General features: G+C 61.6%; 23 protein-coding genes and 1 pseudogene. 15 read left to right on the top strand and 9 right to left on the bottom strand.

From position 1 onward, the window contains the following. The first annotated feature begins 192 nt into the window (after positions 1-192). Positions 193-1,155 carry an alpha/beta hydrolase gene (locus tag HU750_RS11070; protein ID WP_186679490.1) on the top strand — a complete coding sequence of 321 codons (963 nt, stop codon included), beginning with the start codon at positions 193-195 and terminating at the stop codon, positions 1,153-1,155. Positions 1,156-1,359: 204 nt separating this feature from the next. Beyond that, the gene (locus HU750_RS11065) at positions 1,360-2,148 is read left to right on the top strand and encodes a hypothetical protein (protein WP_027596011.1); all 789 of its coding nucleotides are present in this window, start codon (positions 1,360-1,362) and stop codon (positions 2,146-2,148) included. A 118-nt stretch (positions 2,149-2,266) separates the two neighbouring features. On the opposite strand, the gene prmB is transcribed toward HU750_RS11065, so the two are convergent. After that, complete coding sequence (gene prmB, locus HU750_RS11060; RefSeq protein WP_027596010.1) at positions 2,267-3,175, bottom strand: 50S ribosomal protein L3 N(5)-glutamine methyltransferase; 909 nt, start codon at positions 3,173-3,175, stop codon at positions 2,267-2,269. 180 nt (positions 3,176-3,355) lie between these two features. Here prmB and HU750_RS11055 point away from each other — a divergent pair, with 180 nt between their 5' ends. The 5 genes from HU750_RS11055 to HU750_RS11035 all read left to right on the top strand — a co-directional run bounded on the left by HU750_RS11055 (position 3,356) and on the right by HU750_RS11035 (position 6,128). Then, positions 3,356-3,946, top strand: coding sequence for a cysteine hydrolase family protein (locus HU750_RS11055; RefSeq protein WP_085273722.1), 591 nt, complete (start codon positions 3,356-3,358; stop codon positions 3,944-3,946). A gap of 89 nt (positions 3,947-4,035) precedes the next feature. Continuing rightward, positions 4,036-4,356: a hypothetical protein gene (locus tag HU750_RS11050; RefSeq protein WP_027596008.1), complete on the top strand. Its 321-nt coding sequence runs from the start codon at positions 4,036-4,038 to the stop codon at positions 4,354-4,356. A 165-nt stretch (positions 4,357-4,521) separates the two neighbouring features. Next, a complete protein-coding gene (locus HU750_RS11045) occupies positions 4,522-5,082 on the top strand; it encodes a Smr/MutS family protein (protein WP_027596007.1) in 561 nt (186 codons plus the stop codon). A 69-nt stretch (positions 5,083-5,151) separates the two neighbouring features. Next, entirely contained in the window at positions 5,152-5,697 is a 546-nt protein-coding gene (gene folE / locus HU750_RS11040) for a GTP cyclohydrolase I FolE (protein ID WP_186679489.1), read from the top strand. A 59-nt stretch (positions 5,698-5,756) separates the two neighbouring features. After that, positions 5,757-6,128: a glutaredoxin family protein gene (locus tag HU750_RS11035; protein ID WP_186679488.1), complete on the top strand. Its 372-nt coding sequence runs from the start codon at positions 5,757-5,759 to the stop codon at positions 6,126-6,128. 67 nt (positions 6,129-6,195) lie between these two features. Here HU750_RS11035 and HU750_RS11030 read toward each other — a convergent pair whose 3' ends face one another. Beyond that, positions 6,196-6,798 carry a glutathione S-transferase family protein gene (locus HU750_RS11030; protein ID WP_085273724.1) on the bottom strand — a complete coding sequence of 201 codons (603 nt, stop codon included), beginning with the start codon at positions 6,796-6,798 and terminating at the stop codon, positions 6,196-6,198. Between the two features lie 145 nt (positions 6,799-6,943). Between HU750_RS11030 and HU750_RS11025 the strand changes: the two genes are divergently transcribed. Next, a complete protein-coding gene (locus tag HU750_RS11025) occupies positions 6,944-8,134 on the top strand; it encodes a benzoate/H(+) symporter BenE family transporter (protein WP_186679486.1) in 1,191 nt (396 codons plus the stop codon). 133 nt (positions 8,135-8,267) lie between these two features. On the opposite strand, the gene HU750_RS27560 is transcribed toward HU750_RS11025, so the two are convergent. The 3 genes and pseudogenes from HU750_RS27560 to HU750_RS11015 all read right to left on the bottom strand — a co-directional run bounded on the left by HU750_RS27560 (position 8,268) and on the right by HU750_RS11015 (position 11,723). Then, positions 8,268-9,131 (bottom strand): methyl-accepting chemotaxis protein, encoded by an 864-nt coding sequence (locus HU750_RS27560; RefSeq protein ID WP_422631647.1) that lies wholly within the window; start codon positions 9,129-9,131, stop codon positions 8,268-8,270. Beyond that, positions 9,129-9,656: pseudogene (locus HU750_RS27555) on the bottom strand (HAMP domain-containing protein); the annotation flags it as partial. The pseudogene HU750_RS27555 and the gene HU750_RS27560, both read right to left, overlap by 3 nt. A gap of 669 nt (positions 9,657-10,325) precedes the next feature. Beyond that, positions 10,326-11,723: an aminotransferase-like domain-containing protein gene (locus HU750_RS11015; protein ID WP_186679482.1), complete on the bottom strand. Its 1,398-nt coding sequence runs from the start codon at positions 11,721-11,723 to the stop codon at positions 10,326-10,328. 313 nt (positions 11,724-12,036) lie between these two features. On the opposite strand from HU750_RS11015, the gene HU750_RS11010 reads away from it, so the two are divergent. Then, positions 12,037-13,203, top strand: a complete 1,167-nt coding sequence (locus HU750_RS11010) for an MFS transporter (protein WP_186679480.1) — start codon at positions 12,037-12,039, stop codon at positions 13,201-13,203. Positions 13,204-13,280: 77 nt separating this feature from the next. Here HU750_RS11010 and HU750_RS11005 read toward each other — a convergent pair whose 3' ends face one another. Then, entirely contained in the window at positions 13,281-14,042 is a 762-nt protein-coding gene (locus tag HU750_RS11005) for an SDR family oxidoreductase (protein WP_186679476.1), read from the bottom strand. Between the two features lie 312 nt (positions 14,043-14,354). Here HU750_RS11005 and HU750_RS11000 point away from each other — a divergent pair, with 312 nt between their 5' ends. Beyond that, complete coding sequence (locus HU750_RS11000) at positions 14,355-15,356, top strand: NADP-dependent oxidoreductase (protein ID WP_186679472.1); 1,002 nt, start codon at positions 14,355-14,357, stop codon at positions 15,354-15,356. A 330-nt stretch (positions 15,357-15,686) separates the two neighbouring features. Here the strand turns inward: HU750_RS11000 and pyrF are convergent, their stop codons facing one another. After that, a complete protein-coding gene (pyrF, locus tag HU750_RS10995) occupies positions 15,687-16,388 on the bottom strand; it encodes an orotidine-5'-phosphate decarboxylase (RefSeq protein ID WP_027595997.1) in 702 nt (233 codons plus the stop codon). Positions 16,389-16,570: 182 nt separating this feature from the next. On the opposite strand from pyrF, the gene HU750_RS10990 reads away from it, so the two are divergent. Beyond that, on the top strand, positions 16,571-16,738 hold the full coding sequence (locus HU750_RS10990) for a DUF2897 family protein (protein ID WP_016500979.1): 168 nt from the start codon (positions 16,571-16,573) through the stop codon (positions 16,736-16,738). Between the two features lie 253 nt (positions 16,739-16,991). Here HU750_RS10990 and HU750_RS10985 read toward each other — a convergent pair whose 3' ends face one another. Next, entirely contained in the window at positions 16,992-17,324 is a 333-nt protein-coding gene (locus HU750_RS10985) for a ComEA family DNA-binding protein (protein WP_027595996.1), read from the bottom strand. Between the two features lie 438 nt (positions 17,325-17,762). Continuing rightward, on the bottom strand, positions 17,763-19,427 hold the full coding sequence (gene pgi, locus HU750_RS10980; RefSeq protein WP_186679468.1) for a glucose-6-phosphate isomerase: 1,665 nt from the start codon (positions 19,425-19,427) through the stop codon (positions 17,763-17,765). Positions 19,428-20,240: 813 nt separating this feature from the next. Between pgi and HU750_RS10975 the strand changes: the two genes are divergently transcribed. Genes HU750_RS10975 through HU750_RS10960 form a run of 4 tightly spaced genes read left to right on the top strand, consistent with a single transcriptional unit; the run spans position 20,241 to position 23,928 of the window. Beyond that, positions 20,241-21,032, top strand: a complete 792-nt coding sequence (locus HU750_RS10975; protein WP_186679466.1) for an ABC transporter permease — start codon at positions 20,241-20,243, stop codon at positions 21,030-21,032. A gap of 12 nt (positions 21,033-21,044) precedes the next feature. Further along, positions 21,045-21,698, top strand: a complete 654-nt coding sequence (locus HU750_RS10970) for an ABC transporter ATP-binding protein (RefSeq protein ID WP_085273734.1) — start codon at positions 21,045-21,047, stop codon at positions 21,696-21,698. 45 nt (positions 21,699-21,743) lie between these two features. After that, on the top strand, positions 21,744-22,850 hold the full coding sequence (locus HU750_RS10965; RefSeq protein WP_085273735.1) for a KpsE/RkpR family capsule polysaccharide export protein: 1,107 nt from the start codon (positions 21,744-21,746) through the stop codon (positions 22,848-22,850). Then, on the top strand, positions 22,843-23,928 hold the full coding sequence (locus HU750_RS10960) for a polysaccharide biosynthesis/export family protein (RefSeq protein WP_085273736.1): 1,086 nt from the start codon (positions 22,843-22,845) through the stop codon (positions 23,926-23,928). Before HU750_RS10965 ends, HU750_RS10960 begins: the two co-directional genes overlap by 8 nt. The last annotated feature ends 22 nt before the right edge of the window (positions 23,929-23,950 follow it).

Raw genomic sequence — 23,950 nt, 5'->3', positions numbered from 1 at the left:
ATACCGAGGGATTGGTTGTCTGTGCTGGCCTCTTCGCGGGTAAACCCGCTCCCACAGGAATATCACTGCTTTCAGGCTAGGGGTAATCCTGTGGGAGCGGGCTTGCCCGCGAAAGGGCCCGCACAGGCAATTACCCACCGAACCTTCCCACAAACATTGGGTCAAACCGACATCTCCCCACCGTAGTACCCCATGATGCCGCGCCTCGTCGCCTTGTTGTTCATGCTCTGTGCTGGCCTCGCCCAGGCCGCCTCCCCCACCGTCTTGCAGCGCCCCATCGACCTCGACACCGGCCAGGGCGTGCTGCACGGCAGCCTGCTGCTACCACAACAGGCCACGCCGCCCCCGGTGGTGTTGATCATCGCGGGCTCCGGCCCCACCGACCGAGACGGCAACAACCCGGCCACGGGGCGTATCGACAACCTCAAGCGGCTGGCCCTGGTGCTGGCCAACGACCACATTGCCAGCGTGCGCTATGACAAGCGCGGCGTGGCCGCGAGCCAGCCGGCCACGCCCGATGAGCGTGACCTCAGCGTCGAGCGCTATGTCGCCGATGTGGTTGCCTGGAGCCACAAGCTCAAGGCCGACCCGCGGTTCGGCCCGCTGATTCTGGTGGGCCACAGTGAAGGCGCGCTGATCGCCAGCCTCGCCGCCGAACAGGCAGGTGCCAGCGCGGTGATCACCTTGGCCGGCGTCGGCCGCCCGTTGGCCGACGTACTGCGCGAACAGTTGGCCCAGCGCCTGCCGCCCGCCCAATTGGCCCGTGGCAGTGACTTGCTCGACCGCCTGCAGGCTGGGCAGACCAGCCTGGATGTGCCCGCGCCGTTGCGCCAGGTGTTCCGCCCCAGCGTGCAGCCGTACCTGATTTCGCTGTTCCGGCAGAACCCAGCGGCGGCGTTCGCGCAATTGCCGATGCCGGCGCTGATCGTCCAGGGCCGCAACGACGTGCAGGTCGACGTAACGGATGCCGAGCGCCTCAAGGCTGCGAAACCGGATGCGCAACTGGTGCTGATCGATGGCATGAACCACATGCTGCGCATCAGCCCCAAGGCCATGAGCGAACAGCGTGACAGCTACCTCAACCCCGAGCTGCCACTGGCCCGTGAGCTGGGGGAGCAGATCGTCACGTTCATCCAGCATTTGCCATCGGCCTGACCCTCAGGTCTTGGCCGGGGCTGCCGATAAGGCGGTATTGGCGGCGAATCCGGGGCCGCGTTGGCGGCCCATCGCCGGCAAGCCGGCTCCCACAGGTGCAGCAGTGCCCTTGAGAGCAGCGCGCCCTTGGTGGGAGCTGGCTTGCCAGCGATGGGCTGCGCAGCAGCCCCATTTGTCGCATGCCCGAACCTAAGGACAGCCCCCATGACTATTGCCCCCGCCGCCCAAGAGCCGGCCGACGAGCCACAACCCCAGGACGGCGCCGCGCTGCCTTGGGCCGACCTTGCCGCCGAACACTTCCAGCTGTTGCGCCTGGCCCCCTTGCCCACCGACCGCGCCACCGGCGCCCGCCCCCTGCGTTTTGTGCAGTTCGGCTACGCCGAGCGCCACGACAAAGCCCACAGCCTGCTGCGCATGGAAATCCAGCTGCCGGGGCAAAAGGTGCGCAAAGAACAGAACCACCTGGATATCCGCGTAGACCACGCCGAACGCCTGGTGCGCATTGGCAGCGACCAGGGCCTGCAGCTGGAGCCCCTAAACCGCGGTATCGGCCGCTTCATGCTGGCCCAGGCCGTGCAATGGTTGCAGCGCAGGTGGTCGCATTACCGGGTCGAAGGCATGGCACTGCCGAGCAAGGATGCCCTGAGCGAGGATTCACGCCTGCGCCGGGACCAGTTCTTGCGCGGGGTGGGTATCGAAGTGGAGTACGAAGACCCTCAGCACCTCAAGGGCCGTACCGTTGAAGCCACAGTGGGCCAGCTCAAGGGCGCCTGGAGCAGCGAGCGGCTGCAGCGGGTGGAGATTCTCGATGCGGCCAACTTGCTGCAGCAGGCCGATCAACAGTTGCAGGAAATGGAAGGCCAACTGCGCGAACGGGATGAGCGGGTGGCCAAATACCGGCGTGAAGATGGCGGGTTGCGCTTTACCATCACCTGCCTGGTGGCATTTGCGATGTTTCAGGCCGGGTTGTTGATCTGGATTGCTACCCGCTGAGACCGTGGCGCCTGCTTCGCGGGTAAACCTGCTCCCACAGGTGCAGCACTGGCCTTGAGAACGGCGCTGTACCTGTGGGAGCGGGTTTACCCGCGATGGGCTGCAAAGCAGCCCCCACTCAAACCCGGGCTTTGAACAGCTCTTGATGCTGCCGGCACTGCTCAGCCGTCAGCATGAACACCCCATGCCCGCCCCGCTCGAACTCCAGCCAGGCGAAATCCACCTCGGGGTACAGCGACTCGACATGCACCTGGCTGTTGCCCACTTCGACAATCAGCAACCCTTTGTCGGTCAGGTGGTCAGCCGCCTCGGCCAGCATCCGCCGCACCAGGTCCAGGCCATCGTTACCGCAGGCCAGGCCCAGCTCAGGCTCGTGGTGATACTCGGCCGGCATGTCGCCAAAATCTTCGGCATCGACATACGGCGGGTTGGACAGGATCAGGTCAAAGCGCTGCCCTGGCAGGCCATCGAAACCATCGCCCTGCACGGTGTAGACGCGCATGTCCAGGCCGTGACGCTCGATGTTCTGGTTCGCCACTTCAAGGGCATCGAACGACAGGTCGCCCAGCACCACTTCGGCCTCGGGGAACACTTCGGCCGCGACGATGCCGATGCAACCAGACCCGGTGCACAGGTCCAGAATGCGCGCAGGCTCTGACGCCAGCCACGGCTCGAAACGTTTTTCGATCAGCTCGCCAATCGGCGAACGGGGCACCAGCACGCGCTCGTCGACAATGAACGACATGCCGCAGAACCACGCCTCGCCCAGCAGGTAGGCGGTGGGCACGCGCTCTTCGATGCGCCGCTTGAGCAGGTGCTGCAGGCGCACGCGTTCGTCGTCCTCGAGCATGCAGTCCAGGTAGCTGTCGGCCACCTCCCATGGCAGGTGCACGGCGCCCAGCACCAGCAGGCGGGCTTCGTCCCAGGCGTTGTCGGCACCGTGGCCGAAGAACAGCTCGCGCTCGTGGAAGCGGCTGACCGCCCAGCGAATGTAGTCGCGCAGCGTGCGCAGACGGGATGTGATCACGGGGGTACTCCTAATTCAGACCGTACAAAAGTCTAACAGCCCAACCCGCACATTTGTTCCTTGGCGTTCCCCAAAGGGTAGCCACAGGCCAGTAACCACGCTGTTTGCGATGTCAACCATTCCCATTGACGCCAAGGCAAGGGACAATAGGTATACAAAAGCCCTTCCAAGGAGCCCTTGATGTCCGTTCCAACCACGATGTTCCGCCTCACTGGCCGCGACTACCCGCCGGCCAAGCTGAGCCACGCCAGCCTGATCATCATCGATGCGCAAAAGGAGTACCTCAGTGGTCCCCTGGCACTGTCGGGCATGGACGAGGCCGTGGCCAACATCGCCCGGTTGCTCGATGCCGCGCGCAAGAGCGGCCGTCCGATCATCCACGTCCGTCACCTGGGCACTGTCGGTGGCCGTTTCGACCCACAAGGCAGCGGTGGCCAGTTCATCCCTGGGCTGGAGCCACTCGAAGGCGAAACTGTCATCGAAAAGCGCATGCCTAACGCGTTCAAGAACACCAAGCTGCACGACACCCTGCAGGCGCTGGGCCACCTGGACCTGATCGTCTGCGGTTTCATGAGCCACTCCAGCGTCAGCACCACCGTGCGCCGCGCCAAGGACTATGGTTATCGGTGCACCCTGGTGGAAGACGCCTCGGCGACCCGCGACCTGGCGTTCAAGGACGGGGTCATCCCGGCCGCACAGATTCACCAGTGTGAAATGGCCGTGATGGCCGACAACTTCGCCTGTGTCGCCCCTACCGCCAGCCTGATCTGATCCAGGGCGGGTAACGACCGCCCGGCAGCCGGGCGGAACCCAAAGGGCGAGCGCAGGTCGAATTCCGGATATCCACAGAGGAAATCGGAATGAAGCTCAAAGGCAGTTTCGACGCCAAACGCCTGCGCACGCGCGAACCGCGCAATTGGGGCGCACGCCTGGCTGCCGGCCTGTCCGCCTTGCTGGCAACGCTGGGTGTGCTGCTGGCCATGGCCGGCATCGCCGGCCTGCTGGGCAATTACCCGGCCCTGCAAGAACTCAATGCCAACAAACCGCTGGCCAGCATCCTCACCGGGGCTGGCTTGCTGTTGCTGTGGCTGGGCGTGCGCTTCTGGCGGCGCAGCCGTATTCGCCTGCGTCGCGGGCGGGAATTGAACCTGTCGCCGCACTTGATGAAAAAACACGACTGAGTCTTTTGTATCGCCTGTGCGGGCCTCTTCGCGGGGCAAGCCCGCTCCCACAGGTTTGGCGCCGACACTGAACCTTGTGGGAGCGGGCTTGCCCCGCGAAGAGTCCCGCACAGGCTGCACACAGCCCCACAGTCGCGTAAACTACGCCGCCCACGTGGAGGCATCATGCAAGACGACGACTTTTCCCTGTTCCATGCCGAAGTGCGCGGCGTCAAGCCGATCAAGCACGACCGTGCCGAGGTCGGCAAACCCAAGGCCGACCGCAAGCAGCTGGCCGGCCTGCGGCAGGCGGCTACCGTGCGCAGCGACAAGGCGCTGGTGATCGACGGCATGTCCGACCAGTTCGTCATCGACGTTGGCGCCGAAGACGAGCTGATGTGGCGCCGTGACGGCGTGCAGGAAACCCAGCTGCGCAAACTCAAGCTCGGCCAGATTGCCTTCGAGGGCAGCCTCGACCTGCACGGCATGACCGTCGAGAAAGCCCGTGAAACACTCTGGGACTTCATCGCCGAGGCCACCAAGCTGGAAGTACGCTGCGTCCGCGTCACCCACGGCAAGGCGGCGCGCCTCGACGGCAAGCGCCCGATGATCAAGAGTCACGTCAACACCTGGCTGCGCCAGCACCCGCAAGTGCTCGGTTTTGCCTCGTGCAACCCGCGCCATGGCGGCACCGGCGCGGTGTATGTGATGCTTAAACGAACCATGCTCGAAGGACGCGACGAGTAACGCCGCGCTTGCAGCGCCGCCCTTGCCGCCGTACCCTTCGTTTTTGCGATTTTTCCCACAGGTAGATACATGTCCCTGGAACAGAACTACACCGAGATTCTCAGCCAGATCGGCGAGGACGTCTCCCGTGAGGGCCTGCTCGACACGCCCAAGCGGGCTGCAAAGGCCATGAAGTACCTTTGCCGCGGTTATGAGCAGACGCTGGAAGAAGTCACCAACGGCGCGCTGTTCACCTCCGACAACAGCGAGATGGTACTGGTCCGGGACATCGAGCTGTACTCGATGTGCGAGCACCACATGCTGCCCTTCATCGGCAAGGCGCACGTAGCCTACCTGCCCAAGGGCAAGGTGCTGGGCCTGTCGAAGGTGGCACGCATCGTCGACATGTACGCACGCCGCCTGCAGATTCAGGAAAACCTCAGCCGCCAGATCGCTGAAGCGGTCGAGCAGGTAACGGGCGCTGCCGGCGTGGCCGTGGTCATCGAAGCCAAGCACATGTGCATGATGATGCGCGGTGTCGAGAAGCAGAATTCGAGCATGATCACCTCGGTGATGCTGGGCGAATTCCGCGCCAACGCCGCCACCCGCAGTGAGTTCCTCAGCCTGATCAAGTGATTGGCTGGTTACCCTGAGCCGACCCTGCTGGGTCGGCTTTTTCTTTTCAGGAGTTGCCCATGATCGTCAAAGCCCTGCGGGTTGGCCTCGGCCAGCTCATCGTGTTCGGCGACTGGATCAGCCGCCCGGCCAAGCGCAAGCGCGATGCCGCCGCCCAGGCGCGTGTCGAGCAAGCGGCCAGTGGCCTTGCGCTGTACCAGTTCCATGCCTGCCCGTTCTGCGTCAAGACCCGCCGCACCCTGCACCGCTTGAACGTGCCAGTGGCGCTGCGTGACGCCAAGAACGACCCGCAGCATCGCCAGGCGCTGCTGGAAGGCGGTGGCCGCGTGAAAGTGCCGTGCCTGCGCATCGAGGAAGAAGGCAAGGTGAGCTGGATGTATGAGTCCAAGGCCATCATTGCCTACCTGGACAAGCGCTTCGCGTCCGTTTGACAGAAACGCGTGGGGGCTACCGGCCTCTTCGCGGGACAAGTCGGACCGCGAAGAGGCCGGTACAGGCTCAGCCCACCATCGGCACATGCCGCGGATGGCTGGCCACGCGCTCCAGCCAGGCCCTGACCGCCGGGTAATCCGTCAGGTCGAACCCACCCTGCTGCGCCACATGGGTGTAGGCATACAACGCCACGTCGGCAATCGAATACTGCTGCCCCACCAGGTACGGCGTCATCTGCAACTGCCGCTCCATTACCTTCAGCGCCTTGTACCCGCCCTTGTGCAGCTTGCGGTACTCCTCCAGCCGATCATCCGGCAGCCCCAGGTAAAACTGGATGAACCGCGCCACGGCAATGTACGGCTCATGGCTGTACTGCTCGAAAAACTGCCACTGCAAGACCTGCGTGCGCAACCGCGGCTCAGTAGGCAAGAACTCGCTGCCGTCGGCGAGGAAGTTGAGGATGGCATTGGATTCCCACAGGTACGTGCCGTCTTCCAGCTCCAGCACCGGCACCTTGCCATTGGGGTTCATCGCCAGAAATTCAGGCGTCTCGGTTTCGCCTTTTAGAATATCCACCGGGTGCCACTCATACGGCCGGCCCAGCAGGCTCAGCATCAGCTTGACCTTGTAACAGTTGCCCGACTGGTAATCGCCATAGACCTTGTACATCACCCCTCCCCTCCCATGCAGTTGCGCATTCGTGCCCAATAGTTGGCGACTGTACGGCTAAAAGCAATGGCCGCTGTATGGCAAGGATCAACCTTGCTCGCGTTAGTCTGAAAAAACTGCTTACACCTTTACAAGGATTTTGTTCATGACCGATGCCACTTCCGCACGCCTGCGGCCCCTGGCAGACAGCTCCCCGTCGGCGGTGGTCGCCGGCTTCATTGCCATGCTCACCGGCTATACCAGCTCACTGGTGCTGATGTTTCAGGCCGGCCAGGCGGCCGGGCTGACCACTGCGCAGATTTCGTCCTGGATCTGGGCGTTGTCGATCGGCATGGCGGTGTGCAGCATTGGCCTGTCGCTGCGCTACCGCACGCCGATCACCGTGGCCTGGTCGACCCCAGGCGCTGCGCTGCTGATTACCAGCCTGGGCGGCGTCAGCTATGGCGAGGCCATCGGGGCGTACATCACCTGCGCCGTGCTGGTACTGATCTGCGGCCTGACCGGCAGCTTCGAGCGCCTGGTCAAACGTATTCCGGCCTCACTGGCCTCGGCGCTGCTGGCGGGTATCTTGTTCAAGATCGGCAGCGAGATCTTTGTCGCCGCGCAGCACCGCACCGTGCTCGTGCTGGGCATGTTCTTCAGCTACCTGCTGGTCAAGCGCCTGTCGCCGCGCTATTGCGTGCTGGCTGCGTTGCTGGTCGGTACGGCGCTGTCTGGCGCCCTTGGCCTGCTGGACTTCAGCGGCTTCCGCCTGGAAGTGGCCACGCCGGTGTGGACCACGCCGAGCTTCTCGCTAGGGGCGACCATCAGCATTGGGATTCCGCTGTTCGTGGTGGCGATGACCTCGCAGAACATGCCCGGCGTGGCCGTACTGCGGGCCGATGGTTACCAGGTGCCGGCTTCACCGTTGATTTCGGCGACCGGGTTTGCCTCGTTGCTGCTGGCACCGTTTGGCTCGCACGGGGTGAACCTGGCGGCAATCAGCGCAGCGATCTGCACCGGGCCACATGCCCATGAAGACCCGAGCAAGCGCTACACCGCGGCGGTGTGGTGCGGGATTTTCTATGGCATTGCCGGGGTGTTCGGGGCAACGTTGGCGGCGCTGTTTGCGGCGTTGCCGAAAGAGCTGGTGCTGTCGATTGCGGCCTTGGCGTTGTTTGGCTCGATCATGAACGGGCTGACCGTGGCCATGGGTGAGGCGCGCGAGCGTGAGGCGGCGTTGATTACCTTTATGGTGACGGCGTCGGGGTTGACGCTGTTCTCGATCGGGTCGGCGTTCTGGGGGATTGTGGCGGGGGTTTTGACCCTGATGATCCTCAATCCGCGCAAGATCTAAGGTGTTGTAGCCTGCACCGGCCTCTTCGCGGGGCAAGCCCGCTCCCACAGGGATATCACCAAGCCTAAGAGCTGTGGAGTACCTGTGGGAGCGGGCTTGCCCCGCGAAGAGGCCGGTGCAGGCTACACAAAGCTCAAAGCCTGAAATGCCCCACCATCCCCTTCAAGTCCGTGCCCAACTGCGCCAGCTCGACACTCGACCTGGCATTGTCCTGCATCGCCAACGCCGCCTGATCGGCGCTGCCGCGGATCTGCGTAACGCTGCGGCTGATCTCTTCGGCCACCGAGCTCTGCTGCTCGGCCGCGGCGGCAATCTGCTGGTTCATCTGCTGGATCATTGAAACCGCCGAGGCAATGCTGCCCAGCGCACTTTCAGTCTGCAACACATCCGCCACCGCCAAACGCACCAGCTCGGTACTGCCGCGGATCTGCGCCACCGACTGCTGGGCGTTGCCGCGCAAGCTCCCCACCAGGGTCTCGATCTGCTCGGTCGATTGCCGGGTACGCCGAGCCAAGGCCCGCACCTCATCGGCCACCACCGCAAAACCACGCCCCTGCTCGCCCGCACGCGCCGCTTCGATCGCGGCATTGAGCGCCAGCAGGTTGGTCTGCTCGGCGACGCTCTTGATCACTTCCAGTACATCGCCGATGGTGTGGATCTCGGCACTGAGGCTGTCGATGCTGGCACTGGCCGTCTCGGCAGCCGACGCCAACTGCTCGATACGCTGCATGCTCTGACGCACCACCACTTGCCCAGACTCGACCTTGTCATCGGCAGACTGGGCCGCCTGCGCCGCTTCCTCGGCATTGCGCGCCACATCGTGCACGGTGGCCGTCATCTGCTGCATGGCGGTGGCCACCTGTTCGGTCTCCTCCTTCTGGCTGCCCACCTCGCGGTTGGTCTGCTCGGTCACCGCCGACAGCGCCTGCGCACTGCCGGCCAGTTGCTCGATACCCTGCTGCAGCCCGCTGACAATGCCCGACAGCCCGGCCGCCATCTGCTGCATGGCCTGCATCAACTGCCCCACCTCGTCGCGGCGCGGCGCTTCTGCTTCCAGGCTCAACTCGCCCGCGGCAATGCGCTGGGCACGGGCGATGACGCGCTTGAGCGGGCCGACCACCGCACGGGTGATCAGCCAGGCCGCCAGCACACCTACCAACAGCGCCAGCCCCGTGGCCAGGGCAATGGCCAGGGCATTGCGCGACAACTCACCTTGCAGGGCCTGCTCCTGCGCCAGGTAGGCCTGGTCGACCCGGCCGGTGACCTGCTCGGCCCGCGCCTGCAGCTGCGCCTTCAGGCCCTGCTCCTTGGCCAGCAGGTCGGTGTATTCGTTGAGTTTGTCGGAGAAACTGCCGATGTGCCCAGCCACTTCGCCCAGCACACTCTGGTACCCGGCATCACTGACGGCGGCCTTGAGCTGTTCGACCAGGCTTGCGGCTTCGAGGGTCTGGGCGATGCGCGTCTGGCCCGTGCCTTCTTCACCCTTGCGGCTCTTGTCCAGGCGCACGCGGGCTTCGTCCATTGCTTGCAGCATCAGCCGCGACACCTGCGCCACCTGCGCGGCCTGCTCCAGAAACTCGCCGCCCTGCTGGCCCTGGGATTGTTTGAGGGTGTAGGTGCCGTCGTCGGCCAGCCCGGCCTGCAGCACATCCAGGTTGTTGGCCACGCTGGACACCGACCAACTGGCCATGTCCAGCGCCAGTTCCTTGGCCTGCACCGCTTCGACAAAGGCCTCGAACGCCTGGCCATAGGCGCTTAGCTCAGCCTCGGCCGCCGCCAGCGCCGGCAAGCCACGGGCACGTTCGGCCATGCCCTGCAGGCCCGTGCGCAAGGCCTCGGCCTGCTTGATGTCAGAACTCATGGCAAAGGTTTGTTCGTGCTGGCGCAACCTGAGCAGGTCGGTATTGACCTGGGCCAGCTGGCGCAAGCCGTCGAAGCGTTGGCCCACGCTGTGCAACGCGGCGATGCCGATGGCCGCCACCGCCAGCGTCAACAACAGCACCAGGGTAAAGCCCAGGCCGAGCTTGCGGGCCATGCCCAGGTTGGCCAGAACACCGTGCTTGGTCGCGCCCATCGCCGATTCCCCTTCACCTTGTCAGGTTTTGCCGAAGGCCAAGCGTGGCAACGATACCCGTGCACTCACAAGGGCCTGACGCCAGAATAGTGTCAAATAGCTATGAGCGTGTCGCTTTCAGGGTGCTGGAGGTCGCCCTGCGTGTTTGAAGAAGGCCTGGGCGCGGGAATCCTGCCCGTAAGCGACATTGATGCGCAGCCAATCGCTGCTCGCACCCTGGTAATCGAAGGCGCTGCCAGGGGTGAGCAGCACCGCATGCTCCAGGGCCAGCCGCTCCAGGCTGGCAACGTCACGCCCGGGTACCCGCGCCCACACGAACATACCGCCGTAAGGCTCACAGAACACCTCCCACCCCGCCTGCTCCAGCTGCCCGAGCAACTTGGCCATGTGCTGGCCCAGGCGCACCCGCAGGCGTTGCACGCTTTTGCGGTAGCTGCCGTTGGCAAGCATCTGCCCCACCACCTGCTCGGCGAAGCGCGACGTGCCGATGCCACTGACCATCTTCAGCTCGGCCAGCCGCGCCAGCAGGGCCGGGTCGGCGACCAGGTAGCCGACCCGCAGCGAGCTGCTGAGGGTTTTGGAGAAGCTGGCCATGTAGATGACCCGCTGTTCGCTGTCCAGCGTGGCCAGGCGCGTGGCCGGGCCTTCCTGGAAGTCGGCGTAGATATCGTCTTCGATGATGCGCAGGTCGTGCTCGCGGGCCAGCTCCAGCAGGCGGTAGGCAACCTTGGGGGTCAGGCTGGTGCCGGTCGGGTTGTGGTACAGGCTGTTGATGAACAGGCAACGCGGGCGGTGTTCGGCCAGCAAGCGCTCCAGCGCCGCCAGGTCTGGGCCTTCGGCCAGGCGGGGCACGGGCAACATGCGCACCTGGTGTTGGCGCAGCAGGTTGTAGAGGTTGTAGTAACCGGGGTTTTCCACCAGCACCGTATCGCCAGGGTGCAGCAAGGTGCGCACCAGCAGGTCGAGGCCATGGCTGGCGCCTTGGGTGGTGAGGATGCGTTCGGGGCCGGCGGCGATGCCCTGGCGCGCCAGGCGCTTGTGCAGTTGCTGACGCAGGCTGGCCAGGCCCAGCGGTGGGCAGTAGTCGAACAGGTCCTGCGGGTTGCCGCGGCTGACCTTGCGCACCGCCTGGGCCAGCTCGGTGGCCGCACGCCAGCTGTTGGGCAACCAGCCACAGCCGAGCTTGAGCAGCTCGTCATGGCCCTCGCGAAACTGCCGCCAGTGGCCATCGCCAGCCTCGCCCCAAGGCAAGCCATCGTCCGCCTCGCCCACCGGTTTACGCTCAGCGACGAAAAAGCCGGTGCCATGCCGCGCCTCCAGCCAGCCGCTGGCGACCAGGCGATCATAGGCCTCGATCACACAAGACGCGCTGACCGCCTGGCTGCGCGCCAACGCACGGATCGACGGCAGACGGGCGCCGGGGCGCAGGCGTTGGTGGCCGATCCAGGTTTGCAGGTGGTTGGTGAGCTGCTGCACCAAGGGCGTGGGGCTGGTGCGGTCTAGAGGGAAGTGCATGGCAAGTGTTCGCAGGTTTTGAGCGAACAGTTAAGCATAAATGGGATGGCGGTGTGTCTGGTTGCGGGGGCTGCTTGGAATCATTGTTGCCTCACCGGCGCGGCCCTCACATCGCACGCGATTCGGGTAGGAGCACGCTGTACCTGTGGGAGCGGGCTTGCCCCGCGAAGAGGCCGGTGAAAACACCGGAAGTCTTGGCTGCTTTCACTGGCCTCTTCGCAGCACAAGGCTGCTCCTACCCGGATTTTTCACAGCCCATTGAACTGCGCTGTACCTGTGGCACTGCCCTTTGAAAAAAACCAGGATCTTACCCATGCCCCGCGCCCCCGCCAGACTGGCCTTCGCCCTATGCCTGATCACCCTCGCCGTCAACCTCCAGGCCCCGCTCTACATCACCTACGCCGACCTCTCCGGCCAGGGGGCCGCCGCCACCGCCGTGGCCTTCTCCGGCTACGTGCTGGGCGTACTCCCGGTACTACTGGCCCTCGGCGGGCTGGCCGACCGGGTTGGCCGCCGCCCTATGATCATCGCCGCGCTGATCCTGTCGATGATCGCCACCGTGCTCATGCTACTCGCCCCCAGCCTGCAAACCCTTGGCCTGGCGCGGCTGTTCCTGGGCCTGGGCACCGGCCTTGCCTCGGCCACGGCAACCGCCTACATGGGCGAGCTGATGGGCAGTGACGGCAGCCCCCGTGCCGCCAACTGGGTCACCGCCAGCACCTCGCTGGGCTTTGGCCTGGGCGCCGCGCTTACCAGCCTGTTCTTGCTGCGCGGCCCGAGCCTGACCCCAGGCAGCTTCCACCTGCAGCTGCTCCTCGCCGCCGTTGCCCTGGTGCTGGTCTGGCGCCTGCCCGACCCGCGCCCGACACAGCGCAGCGCCATGCTGCGGCTGCCGTGCTACCCCCGCGGCAGCGTTGCCTATGGCCTGGCCATCTTGCTGGCCTGGGCCTGCGTTGGCTTGGTCATCGCCCTGCTGCCGGGGATTTTGCGCCAGCATGGCTTGAGTGCCTGGTCGGGGTTTTCGACCTTCTGCGTGATCAGCTGCGGCTTGTTGTTTCAGCCGATGGCACGTCGCCTGTCGAGCCTCAAAGCCACGCTGCTGGGGCTGCTGATTCTGCCGTGCAGTTACGCGGTGCTGGCTTGGGGGGCCGATGCTGGGCGACTGGGGGCCGTGTTGCTGGGCGCGGTGGCGGCCAGCAGTGCGTGTTACGGGTTTATATACCTGGGCGGGTTGGCGGCGGTGAACCAACTGGCCGGCACAGAAAAAACCCGGGCCAGTGCCGGGTTCTTCCTACTGGCGTACCTGGGCTTCAGCTTGCCGGTGATCTTTACCGGGTTGCTGAGCGACCGCTTGGGGTCACGGATGGCCTTGCTGGTGTTTGGTGGGGTGCTGCTGGGGTGCGTGCTGGTTGGGTTGGCGTTGTGCTTGTCTGCGCGGACTGCTGCAGCGCAAAGCCCGCAGCTACAAGTACGCAACTGACCCTTGTAGGAGCGGCCTTGCGGCCCTTTCGCGACGCAAGGCCGCTCCTACAAAAAAGGTCACATGCCCCGGACTTGTCAGATCGCCGTAGCCCCGCCATCCACTGTCAGGCTGTGCCCCGTGGTGAAGGCTGCCCCATCGCTGCACAGGTACAGCACCGCGCTGGCAATCTCCTCCACCTTGCCGATGCGCCCCACCGGGTGCATCGCCGCCGCGAATTCCGCCTTGCGCGGGTCCGCTTCATAGGCACGGCGGAACATGTCGGTATCGATCACCGCCGGGCACACCGCGTTAACCCGGATGCCCTTCTTCGCATACTCGATGGCCGCCGACTTGGTCAGGCCGATGACCGCGTGCTTGGAGGCACTGTAAATGCTCATTTTCGGCGCCGCCCCCAGCCCCGCCACCGACGCAGTATTGACGATCGCCCCACCGCCCTGGGCCAGCAGCAATGGCAACTGATACTTCATGCACAGCCACACCCCTTTGACGTTGACGCCCATGATGGCGTCGAACTGCGCCTCGCTGCCCTCGGCCAAACGGCCCTGCTCGATCTCGATACCGGCATTGTTGTAGGCATAGTCCAAGCGGCCATAGGCGGCGATGAGCTGCTCATGCAGCTGGCGCACATCCGCTTCCCGGGTGACATCGCAGGCGATGAACATCGCATCACCGCCCGCCTCGTGAATCAACGCCACCGTGGCCTCACCGCCGACTGGGTCGAGGTCGGCCACCACCACCTTCAAGCCTTCACGGGCGAAGGCCAGCGCCGTTGCCCGGCCGATACCTGCGGCGCCACCGGTGACCAGGGCTACCTGGCCGGAAAAGGTCATGCTCATCGTTTGCTCCTGGTTGTTTTTTGGGGGATTGCATCAGGGCCGCTAGGTGCGGGGCTGGAGGGGGGCGGCGCTCGATCTCCCGGCCACCAAACATCTTCCGCCGAACACCTGCCGGCCATTACCCAATGCCGCGCCAAACACCCACCAACCATCACCCACCCGCTGCCCCAGAGCATAGTCACCCCCTTCCCCCCCGTGCAGCATCATCACACCCACGGTTGAGCTACCATGCCTACCAGTGATTTTGCGCTACAACCTGCATCAGCAAGGTAAATTGCCCTTACACCGATCAACTGCCCACAAGGACCCGCCATGACCCAGACCAACCGCCGCTTCCTGCTCGCCAAACGCCCGGTCGGCGCCGTGCGCCGTGAAGACTTCAGCTTCGAGGCAGTACCCGCCGAACAGCCCGGCGAAGGCCAGATTCTGGTGCGCAACCTGTACCTGTCCCTCGACCCCGCCATGCGCGGCTGGATGAACGAAGGCAAGTCCTATATCCCCCCAGTGGCCCTCGGCCAAGTGATGCGCGCCCTCGGCGTCGGCGAAGTGGTGGCCTCCAACCACCCCGACTACAAACCCGGCGACCACGTCAGCGGCCCGCTCGGCGTGCAGGACTACTTCACCGGCGAGCCCCAAGGCCTGCACAAGATCGACCCCAGCCTCGCCCCCCTGCCCCGCTACCTCTCGGCCCTGGGCATGACCGGCATGACCGCCTACTTCGCCCTGCTCGAAGTCGGCCAACCCAAAGCCGGTGACACCGTGGTCATCTCCGGCGCCGCCGGCGCAGTCGGCAGCATCGTCGGGCAGATCGCCAAGCTCAAAGGCTGCCATGTGGTCGGCATCGCCGGCGGCGCCGAAAAATGCCAATACCTCAAGGACGAACTCGGCTTCGACGGCGTCATCGACTACAAGGCCGAAGACGTACTGGCCGGCCTCAAGCGCGAATGCCCGAAAGGGGTAGACGTGTACTTTGACAACGTTGGCGGCGAGATCCTCGATGCCGTGCTCACCCGCATCAACCTCAAGGCCCGCATCGTCATCTGCGGCGCCATCAGCCAGTACAACAACAAAGAAGCCGTCAAAGGCCCGGCCAACTACCTGTCGCTGCTGGTGAACCGCGCTCGCATGGAAGGCTTTGTGGTGTTTGACCATGCCAAGGATTACGGCAAAGCCGCGCAGGAAATCGCCGGCTGGCTGGCCGCTGGCAAAGTGAAGAGCAAGGAAGATGTGGTGGAAGGGTTGGAGACCTTCCCAGAGACGCTGCTCAAGCTGTTCAGCGGCGAGAATTTTGGCAAGTTGGTGTTGAAGGTCTGACAGCGTAGGCCCTGGATTTCAGTGCCTGTCTCGATTGTTGTATCGGGGCGTAAATCGAGCGCCGCCCGCGCGGCGCATCGCTACGTTTGTTTTTGGCGAATAACGCCTGTAGCAGGCGCGCGCGACCGCCTTGGCGCATGGCGCGATATCGCGTCGAATAAACAAGGCGTTCGCGCGCGTTTGCCCCAGGAATAACTGGCCCGAAACAAACGTAGGAGCGAGCGTTGCTCGCGATGCGCCGCGCGGGCGGCGCTCGATCTCACAGGCACCAAAACTGCTGTGGCGAACCCCTACCGACGCAAACGCAAACGCAACCCTGCCCCTTACCCCTTACCCGCGAATTTCAGCTACAACCGCAGCCAAAGCCTGTGCCGGGTCCGCCGCCTGGCTGATCGGCCGCCCGATCACCAAGTAATCCGAGCCAGCATCCAGTGCCTGACGCGGGGTCAAAATGCGGCGTTGGTCATCCTGAGCGCTACCTGCCGGGCGAATACCCGGGGTCACCAGTTGCAGCGAAGGGTGCGCAGCCTTCAGTGCCGTTGCCTCCAGCGCCGAGCACACCAGCCCATCCATGCCCGCCTTCTCGGCCAAGGCAGCCAGGCGCAGCACTTGTTCTTGCGGGTCAACATCCAGGCCGATACCCGCCAAGTCTTCACGTTCCATGCTGGTCAGCACGGTCACGCCAATCAGCAACGGCTGCGGGCCGCTGCGCTTGGCCAGCACTTCACGGCAGGCCGACATCATGCGCAGGCCACCGGAGCAATGCACATTGACCATCCACACGCCCATCTCGGCGGCAGCCTTGACGGCCATGGCCGTGGTGTTGGGGATATCGTGGAACTTGAGGTCGAGGAATACTTCGAAGCCCTTGGCACACAAGGTTTCGACGATGCCCGAGGCACTGCTGGTGAACAGCTCCTTGCCAACCTTTACCCGGCACAGCGCAGGGTCAAGCTGGTCAGCCAGCTTCAGAGCGGCCTCACGGGTAGGGAAGTCGAGGGCGACGATCAGGGGCGTCTGGCAGGCGGACATGGTCAGGGTCTCTTGGCAAGTCGAAAACGGCGCGCATTGTAAACGAAGTGGCGCAGGCTTTGGGGGCCGCGGGTCATGGAATTGGCCCTGCAATGCCTGACTTCTATAATTGAACCAAAGGAACCGGCAATTGCTCAAATTTCATACAAGCGCCGCCCCATGATGATCAAAGGAGAACGACAATGCCCTGGTATGCCTGGCTGATACTCATCATAGCCCTCGGCTCGATTGTCGGCGGCTTGATGATGCTGCGAGATACGGCGAAGAAACTGCCGTTGACGGATGAGCAACTGCGCAAGGTGCATGAGCGCAATGCTGAGGCTGATGCGAAGGACGCACAGGACCGTTAAACCCCCTGCCCCATTCCCTGTAGAAGACAGCAACGTCCATTCGACGTCGCTGTCATGCCAACTGCAAAGGCCTTAGTCCGCCCCCTCTCAACCTGTGGCAGCTGGACTTGTGGGAGCGGGCTTGCCCGCGAAGAATCCAACACCCTCTCCGCTCGAGTTCCAGCTGGCTTTACCTATACCTCTCCATGGTCAAGTGATGCATACGTCCATAAATGGGCTGAGCCAAGCATCGCCTGCCCAGCCCGACTGCTGATTACTCCACCATTACCTTGTCCCGATTACGCTCCAGCAACGCATTGCCGATTCCCTTGATCTCCAGCAGCTCATCCACCGACGCGAATGGGCCGTTGGCTTCCCGGTAGGCGACGATCGCTTCAGCCTTGGCCTTGCCGATGCCGTTCAGTTCTTTTTGCAGGGTTGGGGCATCGGCCTTGTTCAGGTCTAGGCGGGTGGTCTGAGCTTCCATGTGGGTGACGATTGGCACTGGTTCCTGCACGGCGGTAGTGCTGGCGGGGGCGGCGCTGACCGAGAAGGACAGGCTGGCGAACAGGGGCAGAAGCAGGTAGGACAGAACGGTATTGCGCATTAGGGATCACTCCTTGGGTTGGTCTTATCTAGCAGCAGCTTTCCTTTGGCTGCGCAATCAACCCTAGCGGTATTCCATTGTTCTAACTAGACAGGCGGCTCGATGAATCGTTACTAAATGGGACAGCAAATAGCGGAGCTTCGTATACCCATATAAAGCGCCATGGCCCCACACTTCACATGATGACTAGCCTTAATCCAAATATTTTATAACCTGCACGAAAATTACCTTAAGGTAATACTTACATTCGGACTTCTGACTGTGAACATTCCTACAAAAACGCAAGCAAAGTAGTTCGCCCCTTAAAGCGAGACTCGACACCTAACTAGGGTAGATATAGGGCGCGCACTTGCGGGGCCGCATTCGTAAATCGCTCGTGCCCATTGCTTCTCAGCAATGGGCACGAGCGATTCGCTTATGACTTCTCGGCAAAAACAATCAGCCGCGGTGGCGACCACGGAAGTAATTGATCAGACCTTGCGTTGAGCCATCTTCAGCAGCCTCATCGTTACTCCCGACTAAACGCCCGTATACGCCGTTGCCCAGCTCCTTACCCAGCTCGACCCCCCACTGATCGAAGGCATTCACACCCCAGATCACGCTCTGCACGAAGACTTTATGCTCGTACATTGCAACCAGTGCACCAAGACGGCGCGGGTTAATGCGTTCGACAACCAAGGTGTTACTTGGGCGGTTACCCGGAATCACTTTATGCGGGGCCAGCTTCTCGATATCTGCTTCATTCAGGCCTTTTTCCCGCAGCTCGCTTTCTGCCTCATCGCGGGTCTTGCCCAGCATCAACGCCTGACTCTGCGAAAGGCAGTTGGCGTACAGCCATTGATGATGGTCAACCACTGGGTTGAAACTCACTACCGGTACGATGAAGTCAGCAGGGATAAGGTGGGTGCCCTGGTGCAAGAGCTGGTGATAAGCATGTTGCCCGTTGCAGCCAACGCCGCCCCAGATCACCGGGCCGGTTTCGGTCTTCACCGGCGTTCCATCCTGCAGGACGCTCTTGCCATTGGACTCCATGTCCAGCTGTTGCAAATGCTTGGTGATGTTTCGCAGGTAGTGGTCATACGGCAGGATCGCATGGCTGCGTGCGCCCCAGAAGTTGCCATACCACACGCCCAGCAGGGCCAGCAGCACCGGCATGTTCTGATCGAACGGCGCGGTCTGGAAGTGCTGGTCCATGGTGTAGGCACCAGACAACAGCTCCTTGAAGTTGGCGGTACCGATGGCCAAGGCGATCGGCAGGCCGATGGCCGACCACAGCGAATAGCGCCCACCGACCCAGTCCCACATCGGGAAGATGTTCTCTTCACGGATACCGAAGGCGACGGCGGCAGCCTTGTTGCTGGAGACGGCAATGAAGTGCCGGTACAACTCGGATTCCGCCCCGCCATGGGCCAAGTACCAGGTGCGCGCAGCCATGGCGTTCTTCAACGTCTCTAACGTGTTGAACGACTTCGACGAGACAATGAACAGGGTGGTTTCGGCGCGCAGGTTGGCCGACAGTTCGTGGAACTCACTGCCGTCGATGTTAGCCAAGTAATGGCAGCGTACGCCGCGTTGTGCGTAGGGCAGCAGCGCTTCGGAGACCAGTTCAGGGCCGAGGAACGAACCGCCGATACCGATGTTGACCACGTCGGTGATCGGCTTTTCGCTGTAACCGCGCCACAGACCGTTATGAATGCGTCCGACCAGTTCGGTGATCTGGTTAAGCACTTTGTGCACTTCCGGCATCACGTTGACGCCGTTGACGCTGAGCTTGTCGCCCACCGGGCGGCGCAGGGCGGTGTGCAGCACCGGACGGCCTTCGGAGGCGTTGATGATCTCGCCGCTGAACATCGACTTGATCGCATCCTGCAGGCCGACTTCGTTGGCCAGGTTCACCAGCAAGTCGCGGCTTTGCTCGGTGATCAGGTTTTTCGAGTAGTCGAGGAACAGGCCGCAGCTGCTCAGGGAGAATTGATCAAAGCGCTTGGCATCAGCGGCAAAGGCTTCGCGCATGCTGAAGTTCTGCATGGCCTCACGGTGGTGCTGAAGCGCCTGCCAGGCAGGGAGGGCCGTCACATCACGGGGGTTACGGTAGTACGGCATTGCGAATGATTTCCTTGATGCATAATCTGTCCATGAACAACAGCCAGCTGCTGCCAATTTCGGCGGGCATTATAGGCACTGTGCTCGCTAGGGGAATGGCTGGCGGAATAAATTGTAAGCTTGGCCACCATCGTGACATTGACTCTATTAGTCAGCCCCCCTCCAGAACTCAATCGCCCCCAAAAAATGCCGATCTGCCTGCGGAGAGACAGCTGGGACATCGCGTGCCCTATTCAAACCTGACGCAATTGATGCCTTTCGAACCAATCATACAGGCCTCAAAGAACGGTCTGAGCCCGTAAGCATCTGAATTCTATAGCCATAATGGATAAATTTTAGCCAGCATTGAGTCCTATTTTGTAGCAATTGTGCTGAGATAACAGTCGATTGAGCAGATCGCATTGGCAGCGCAATCGGTGGATATCGACGTTATAAGGGCCAAGACGGACCCACCGTTTAAGCTGGCACCTCCCGAGGTGACATCTTTTTGACATCACTCATAACTATGCAGCTCTTGGGCTACAGCTCCTAACCATCTAGCCCCTGCCGACATACGGATCTTGCAGCCAACTATTGAGATGTGCAGAGAGGTGACTGTGTCGCTATCACCACAGATCGAGTGAATCGAGCAGGCTTAAGATTGCAAATTCGCTCAATTTTCTTGACGCTTGCGTCTCATCGAATTACCCTCGCGCACCTTAGAACATGGAAGTATCCGGGAAATCCCCAGCCTACCCGCCAAGGGAATCGGGCCTTTCGTGAAGATGAATTCCGGCGTGCTTAGGCGCGCTGCTTTGCTTTGCGGTAACCATCTTGAAGCCTCGTTCGTCGCTGCAGATTCAGAAATCAGTCATCTTTGCCCTAGTCCTGCGCGAGGCACGAGCCCGCATTGGGGATCGACGCATGGGCGCGGTCTGGATCCTGATCGAGCCAATTTGCCATCTACTGATATTCTCACTGCTGTACACCATGATTCGTGGCCGGACGATCTCCGGGGTCGAGTATCCCGTTTTCGTGCTGGTGGGCATGGCTCCGTTTTTGCTCTACCGCAACACGGCACTCAGGTTGATGGACAGCCTACGGGAGAACCGATCCCTGTTCGGCTACAAACAGATCAAACCCCTCGACACCTACATAGCACGCGTAATCGTCGAAGCCTGCATCAGCGGGCTTGTCTACGCCCTTATCGTGTTCGGCTTTGCCTGGTGGGGGTTCGATATGTCCATCAACAACCCACTGATGTGGTTCATGACACTGACGCTTGGCCTGCTTTTTGCGTTCAGTCTCGGCATGGTATTGGCGCTGATCACGCATGCCTTACCTAGCCTGAAGCTGGTCATACGCATGGTTTTCTTCCCCCTCTATTTCATATCAGGGGTACTCATCCCTGCGGCGTACCTGCCACACGCATTGATGCCGATCCTGCTGCTCAACCCGTTTCTTCACTTGACCGAACTGATTCGCGGCGAGGTACTGCCGCATTACGCAATGGTCGACGGCATCTCAATCGGTTACGTGACTGGCTTCACCCTGGTGCTGTTGTTCATTTCGCTGGGCAGCTACAGGGCACGCAGGCTGCATTTGATTTCCACCAAGAATGGATAAGGCCCGGCTACCGTGTTCGAATTGAGAAACGTCACCAAGTCATATCTGACGCCCAAGGGGCGCCGATATGTCTTTCGGAATCTGTCGCTAGCTATTCCACCTGGGAAGAACATCGGCCTTATCGGCCGTAACGGCGCTGGCAAGTCAACACTCATGCGGCTCCTGGGTGGGGCCGACGTGCCTGACTCGGGCACGATTGTCACCGACAGAAGTATCTCCTGGCCGGTTGGTTTGACGGGTGGGTTCCAAGGCAGTATGTCCGGTAGGGACAACATCAAATTCGTCTGCCGAGTCTATGGCGCAGAAGGCGAAGCAATGCGCGAGAAGATTCGCTTTGTCCAAGAGTTCGCCGAAATTGGCACCTGGATAGACGAACCGATTAAAACATACTCGTCCGGTATGCGCTCTCGCGTTGCCTTTGGTCTAAGCATGGCGTTTGACTTCGATTACTACTTAATCGACGAAGTGATGTCGGTGGGTGACGCTCAGTTCAAACGTAAGTGCAGGAAGATTTTTCGCGAGAAGCTAAAGACCTCCAATGTTGTACTCGTGTCACACTCGATGTCAGAAATCAGCAAACTCTGCGATATCGTTTTGCTCGTGAAAGATGGCGAAATAGAGATTTACGAAGACGTGATCGAAGGCATCAAAGCTTATAGCGCCTAATAATATTTTTTTGCAAGACTGTTCCATTCAAGGATGCATCACATTATGAGCAGCACGGGTAAATTCAAGGGCTGGGGCCTAGCAATCGCAATGGTCGCCCTACCAATGGTCCTGGCGGTCGTCTACTACGGTGCGTTCGCCGTTGACCGCTTTGTCAGCTCTTCCCAAGTGGTGGTGCGTCAAGACGGCAATAACCAGGCAGCGCAGGTCCCAGGTCTCGCGACTCTTTTGACCGGGACCAACCCGGCGTCGCGAGAGGAAACGCTTTACCTTCGTGAGTACATAACGTCGACAGACATGATGTTGCTACTGGAAGAGCGCGTGCACTGGATTGAGCAGTATGCCGCCCAGCGCAGCGACATTTTCTTCTGGCTGGATGAGAATGCCGAACGTGAAGACCTGCTCAAGTACTACCAGCGCATGGTTTCAGCCCACTACGACGAAACGACTGGCCTGCTGCGCGTAGAAGTCCAGGCCTTCACGCCTGAGCTTTCCGAGAAGATGCTTCGCACCATCCTGCAAGCCAGCGAACACTTCGTCAACGAAGTCAGCCATAAGATTGCACGCGAACAAATGAAGTTCGCCCAAGGCGAACTGGAAACCGCACGGCTGAACTACGCCAAACGCAAAACTCAACTGCTGACGTTCCAGAACGAGAACAAGGTTCTTGACGGCGGCACCACAGCCCAAAGTCGGGCAACTATCATTGCCGACCTCGAGAGCCAATACACGAAGGAGCAGGCCCTCCTTACCGAGATGACCTTCAAACTGCGCAATGATGCCCCTCAGGTCAGGCAGCAGCGTCAGAAGGTTGAATCGATTACTCAACAGCTGAGTAAAGAAAAACGCCTTTTGGTCTCCTCCCCACAAGGTACACAGTTGAACGTAGTGGCCTCGCGCTTCCAACAACTGACGCTGGATGCCGGGATCGCTGAAGAAAGCTACAAGACTGCTGTTGCCGCTGTTGACAACGCCCGCATCGAAGCTAGTAAGAAAATTCGGACGCTAGTAACAGTTGTTAGCCCAAATACCCCACAACTCGCCCTGTACCCAGAACGTTGGTACAACCTGGCGACCATTTTGCTTGGCCTGTTGATGCTCTACGGCATCACCCGCTTCATTCTGGCTTCGATCGAGGATCATCGTGATTAAATCCCTGGCTGTCTCTCGCACCTTCAACCTGAAGCTGGCAGCACTGGCCCTGGCAAGCCTGAGCCTGGCCGGTTGCGGCGGTACGATTTCCGGCGCAGGCCCTTACAAAGGCGCGATCGAAAGTAAAACCGAGGCCTACACCCTCGTCGACATTGACGCGAAGACCATCGCGCCCTACATGCGAGGTGCTGTTCCACCGGTGCTGGCAACGGTCACCAAGCCCGTGCCGCCGGAAGTACGGCTAATGGCAGGTGACACACTCAATGTATTGATCGCTGACACCGCACCGGAAGGCTCGTCTCTGTTCGCCCCGCTGGCTACGGGTGGCACACAGCTCAAGTCTCGTATTGACTCTGAAGGGAAGCTATCTCTCCCTTATGTGGGCCGCCAATTCGTCGCCGGCATGACATTGAATCAAGTTGAAAACATGATCCATCGTCAATTGAAAGGCATTACTACAGACGTGCAGACTCACGTCGAGCTGGTAGGTGACCTGTCGGGCTCGGTACTGGTTGCTGGCGCGGTTAAAACCCCAGGACGTTTCAGCACCCTCCAGGGTCCGCTGACCCTGCTCGACGCTGTCAACCAGGCGGGAGGCCCGGTACTCGAGCCTCACTTGGTTAACGTGACTGTGCGCAACGGCAGCCAAGTCCAACAGTTCAACTATGAAGAAGTTTTGGCAGGCAACAACATGGTTTTGCGCCCGAACTCTGAAGTAGTGCTTGACAGGGCACGACAGCGCTTCGTCGCCATGGGCGCTGTAACATCGCCAGGGCTGAAAGACTTGCCCGACCGCAATACTAGCCTCCTCGATGCATTGGGCAGCGTAGGTGGCCTGCGCGAAGGCAGCGCCAACGCAGAAGGCGTCTTCGTCTTCCGCATGGAGGCTGGCAAACCGAAACCTGTCGTCCTGCGCCTGAACATGCGAGACCCTGCGGCCATTTTCTATGCCCGCCAGGTGATGGTTAAACCAGACGATACGATCTACGTAACAAACGCAGCCGTGTATGAGTGGCAAAAAGTCATCTCCCCGATCGTGCAAACCATGGTTCTGGGACGCGCGACTGGTGTGAATTGATAGCTGGCGTAAACATGCCCGG

Source organism: Pseudomonas sp. SWRI50, assembly GCF_014269095.1.
In the GTDB taxonomy this organism is placed as follows: Bacteria; Pseudomonadota; Gammaproteobacteria; order Pseudomonadales; family Pseudomonadaceae; genus Aquipseudomonas; species Aquipseudomonas kermanshahensis.
This window is presented reverse-complemented; position numbering and strand designations above follow the sequence as displayed.

Coding starts and splice junctions, on each gene's coding strand:
- HU750_RS10990 (WP_016500979.1), top strand. CDS start 16,571: ATGCCCTGGTATGCCTGGCTGATACTCATCATAGCCCTCGGCTCGATT.
- HU750_RS11010 (WP_186679480.1), top strand. CDS start 12,037: ATGCCCCGCGCCCCCGCCAGACTGGCCTTCGCCCTATGCCTGATCACC.
- HU750_RS11050 (WP_027596008.1), top strand. CDS start 4,036: ATGAAGCTCAAAGGCAGTTTCGACGCCAAACGCCTGCGCACGCGCGAA.
- HU750_RS11045 (WP_027596007.1), top strand. CDS start 4,522: ATGCAAGACGACGACTTTTCCCTGTTCCATGCCGAAGTGCGCGGCGTC.
- HU750_RS11035 (WP_186679488.1), top strand. CDS start 5,757: ATGATCGTCAAAGCCCTGCGGGTTGGCCTCGGCCAGCTCATCGTGTTC.
- HU750_RS10965 (WP_085273735.1), top strand. CDS start 21,744: ATGAGCAGCACGGGTAAATTCAAGGGCTGGGGCCTAGCAATCGCAATG.
- HU750_RS11015 (WP_186679482.1), bottom strand. CDS start 11,723: ATGCACTTCCCTCTAGACCGCACCAGCCCCACGCCCTTGGTGCAGCAG.
- HU750_RS11000 (WP_186679472.1), top strand. CDS start 14,355: ATGACCCAGACCAACCGCCGCTTCCTGCTCGCCAAACGCCCGGTCGGC.
- pgi (WP_186679468.1), bottom strand. CDS start 19,427: ATGCCGTACTACCGTAACCCCCGTGATGTGACGGCCCTCCCTGCCTGG.
- HU750_RS11065 (WP_027596011.1), top strand. CDS start 1,360: ATGACTATTGCCCCCGCCGCCCAAGAGCCGGCCGACGAGCCACAACCC.
- HU750_RS11030 (WP_085273724.1), bottom strand. CDS start 6,798: ATGTACAAGGTCTATGGCGATTACCAGTCGGGCAACTGTTACAAGGTC.
- HU750_RS27560 (WP_422631647.1), bottom strand. CDS start 9,131: ATGGCGGCCGGGCTGTCGGGCATTGTCAGCGGGCTGCAGCAGGGTATC.
- HU750_RS10985 (WP_027595996.1), bottom strand. CDS start 17,324: ATGCGCAATACCGTTCTGTCCTACCTGCTTCTGCCCCTGTTCGCCAGC.
- HU750_RS11005 (WP_186679476.1), bottom strand. CDS start 14,042: ATGAGCATGACCTTTTCCGGCCAGGTAGCCCTGGTCACCGGTGGCGCC.
- HU750_RS11025 (WP_186679486.1), top strand. CDS start 6,944: ATGACCGATGCCACTTCCGCACGCCTGCGGCCCCTGGCAGACAGCTCC.
- folE (WP_186679489.1), top strand. CDS start 5,152: ATGTCCCTGGAACAGAACTACACCGAGATTCTCAGCCAGATCGGCGAG.
- HU750_RS11070 (WP_186679490.1), top strand. CDS start 193: ATGATGCCGCGCCTCGTCGCCTTGTTGTTCATGCTCTGTGCTGGCCTC.
- HU750_RS11055 (WP_085273722.1), top strand. CDS start 3,356: ATGTCCGTTCCAACCACGATGTTCCGCCTCACTGGCCGCGACTACCCG.
- pyrF (WP_027595997.1), bottom strand. CDS start 16,388: ATGTCCGCCTGCCAGACGCCCCTGATCGTCGCCCTCGACTTCCCTACC.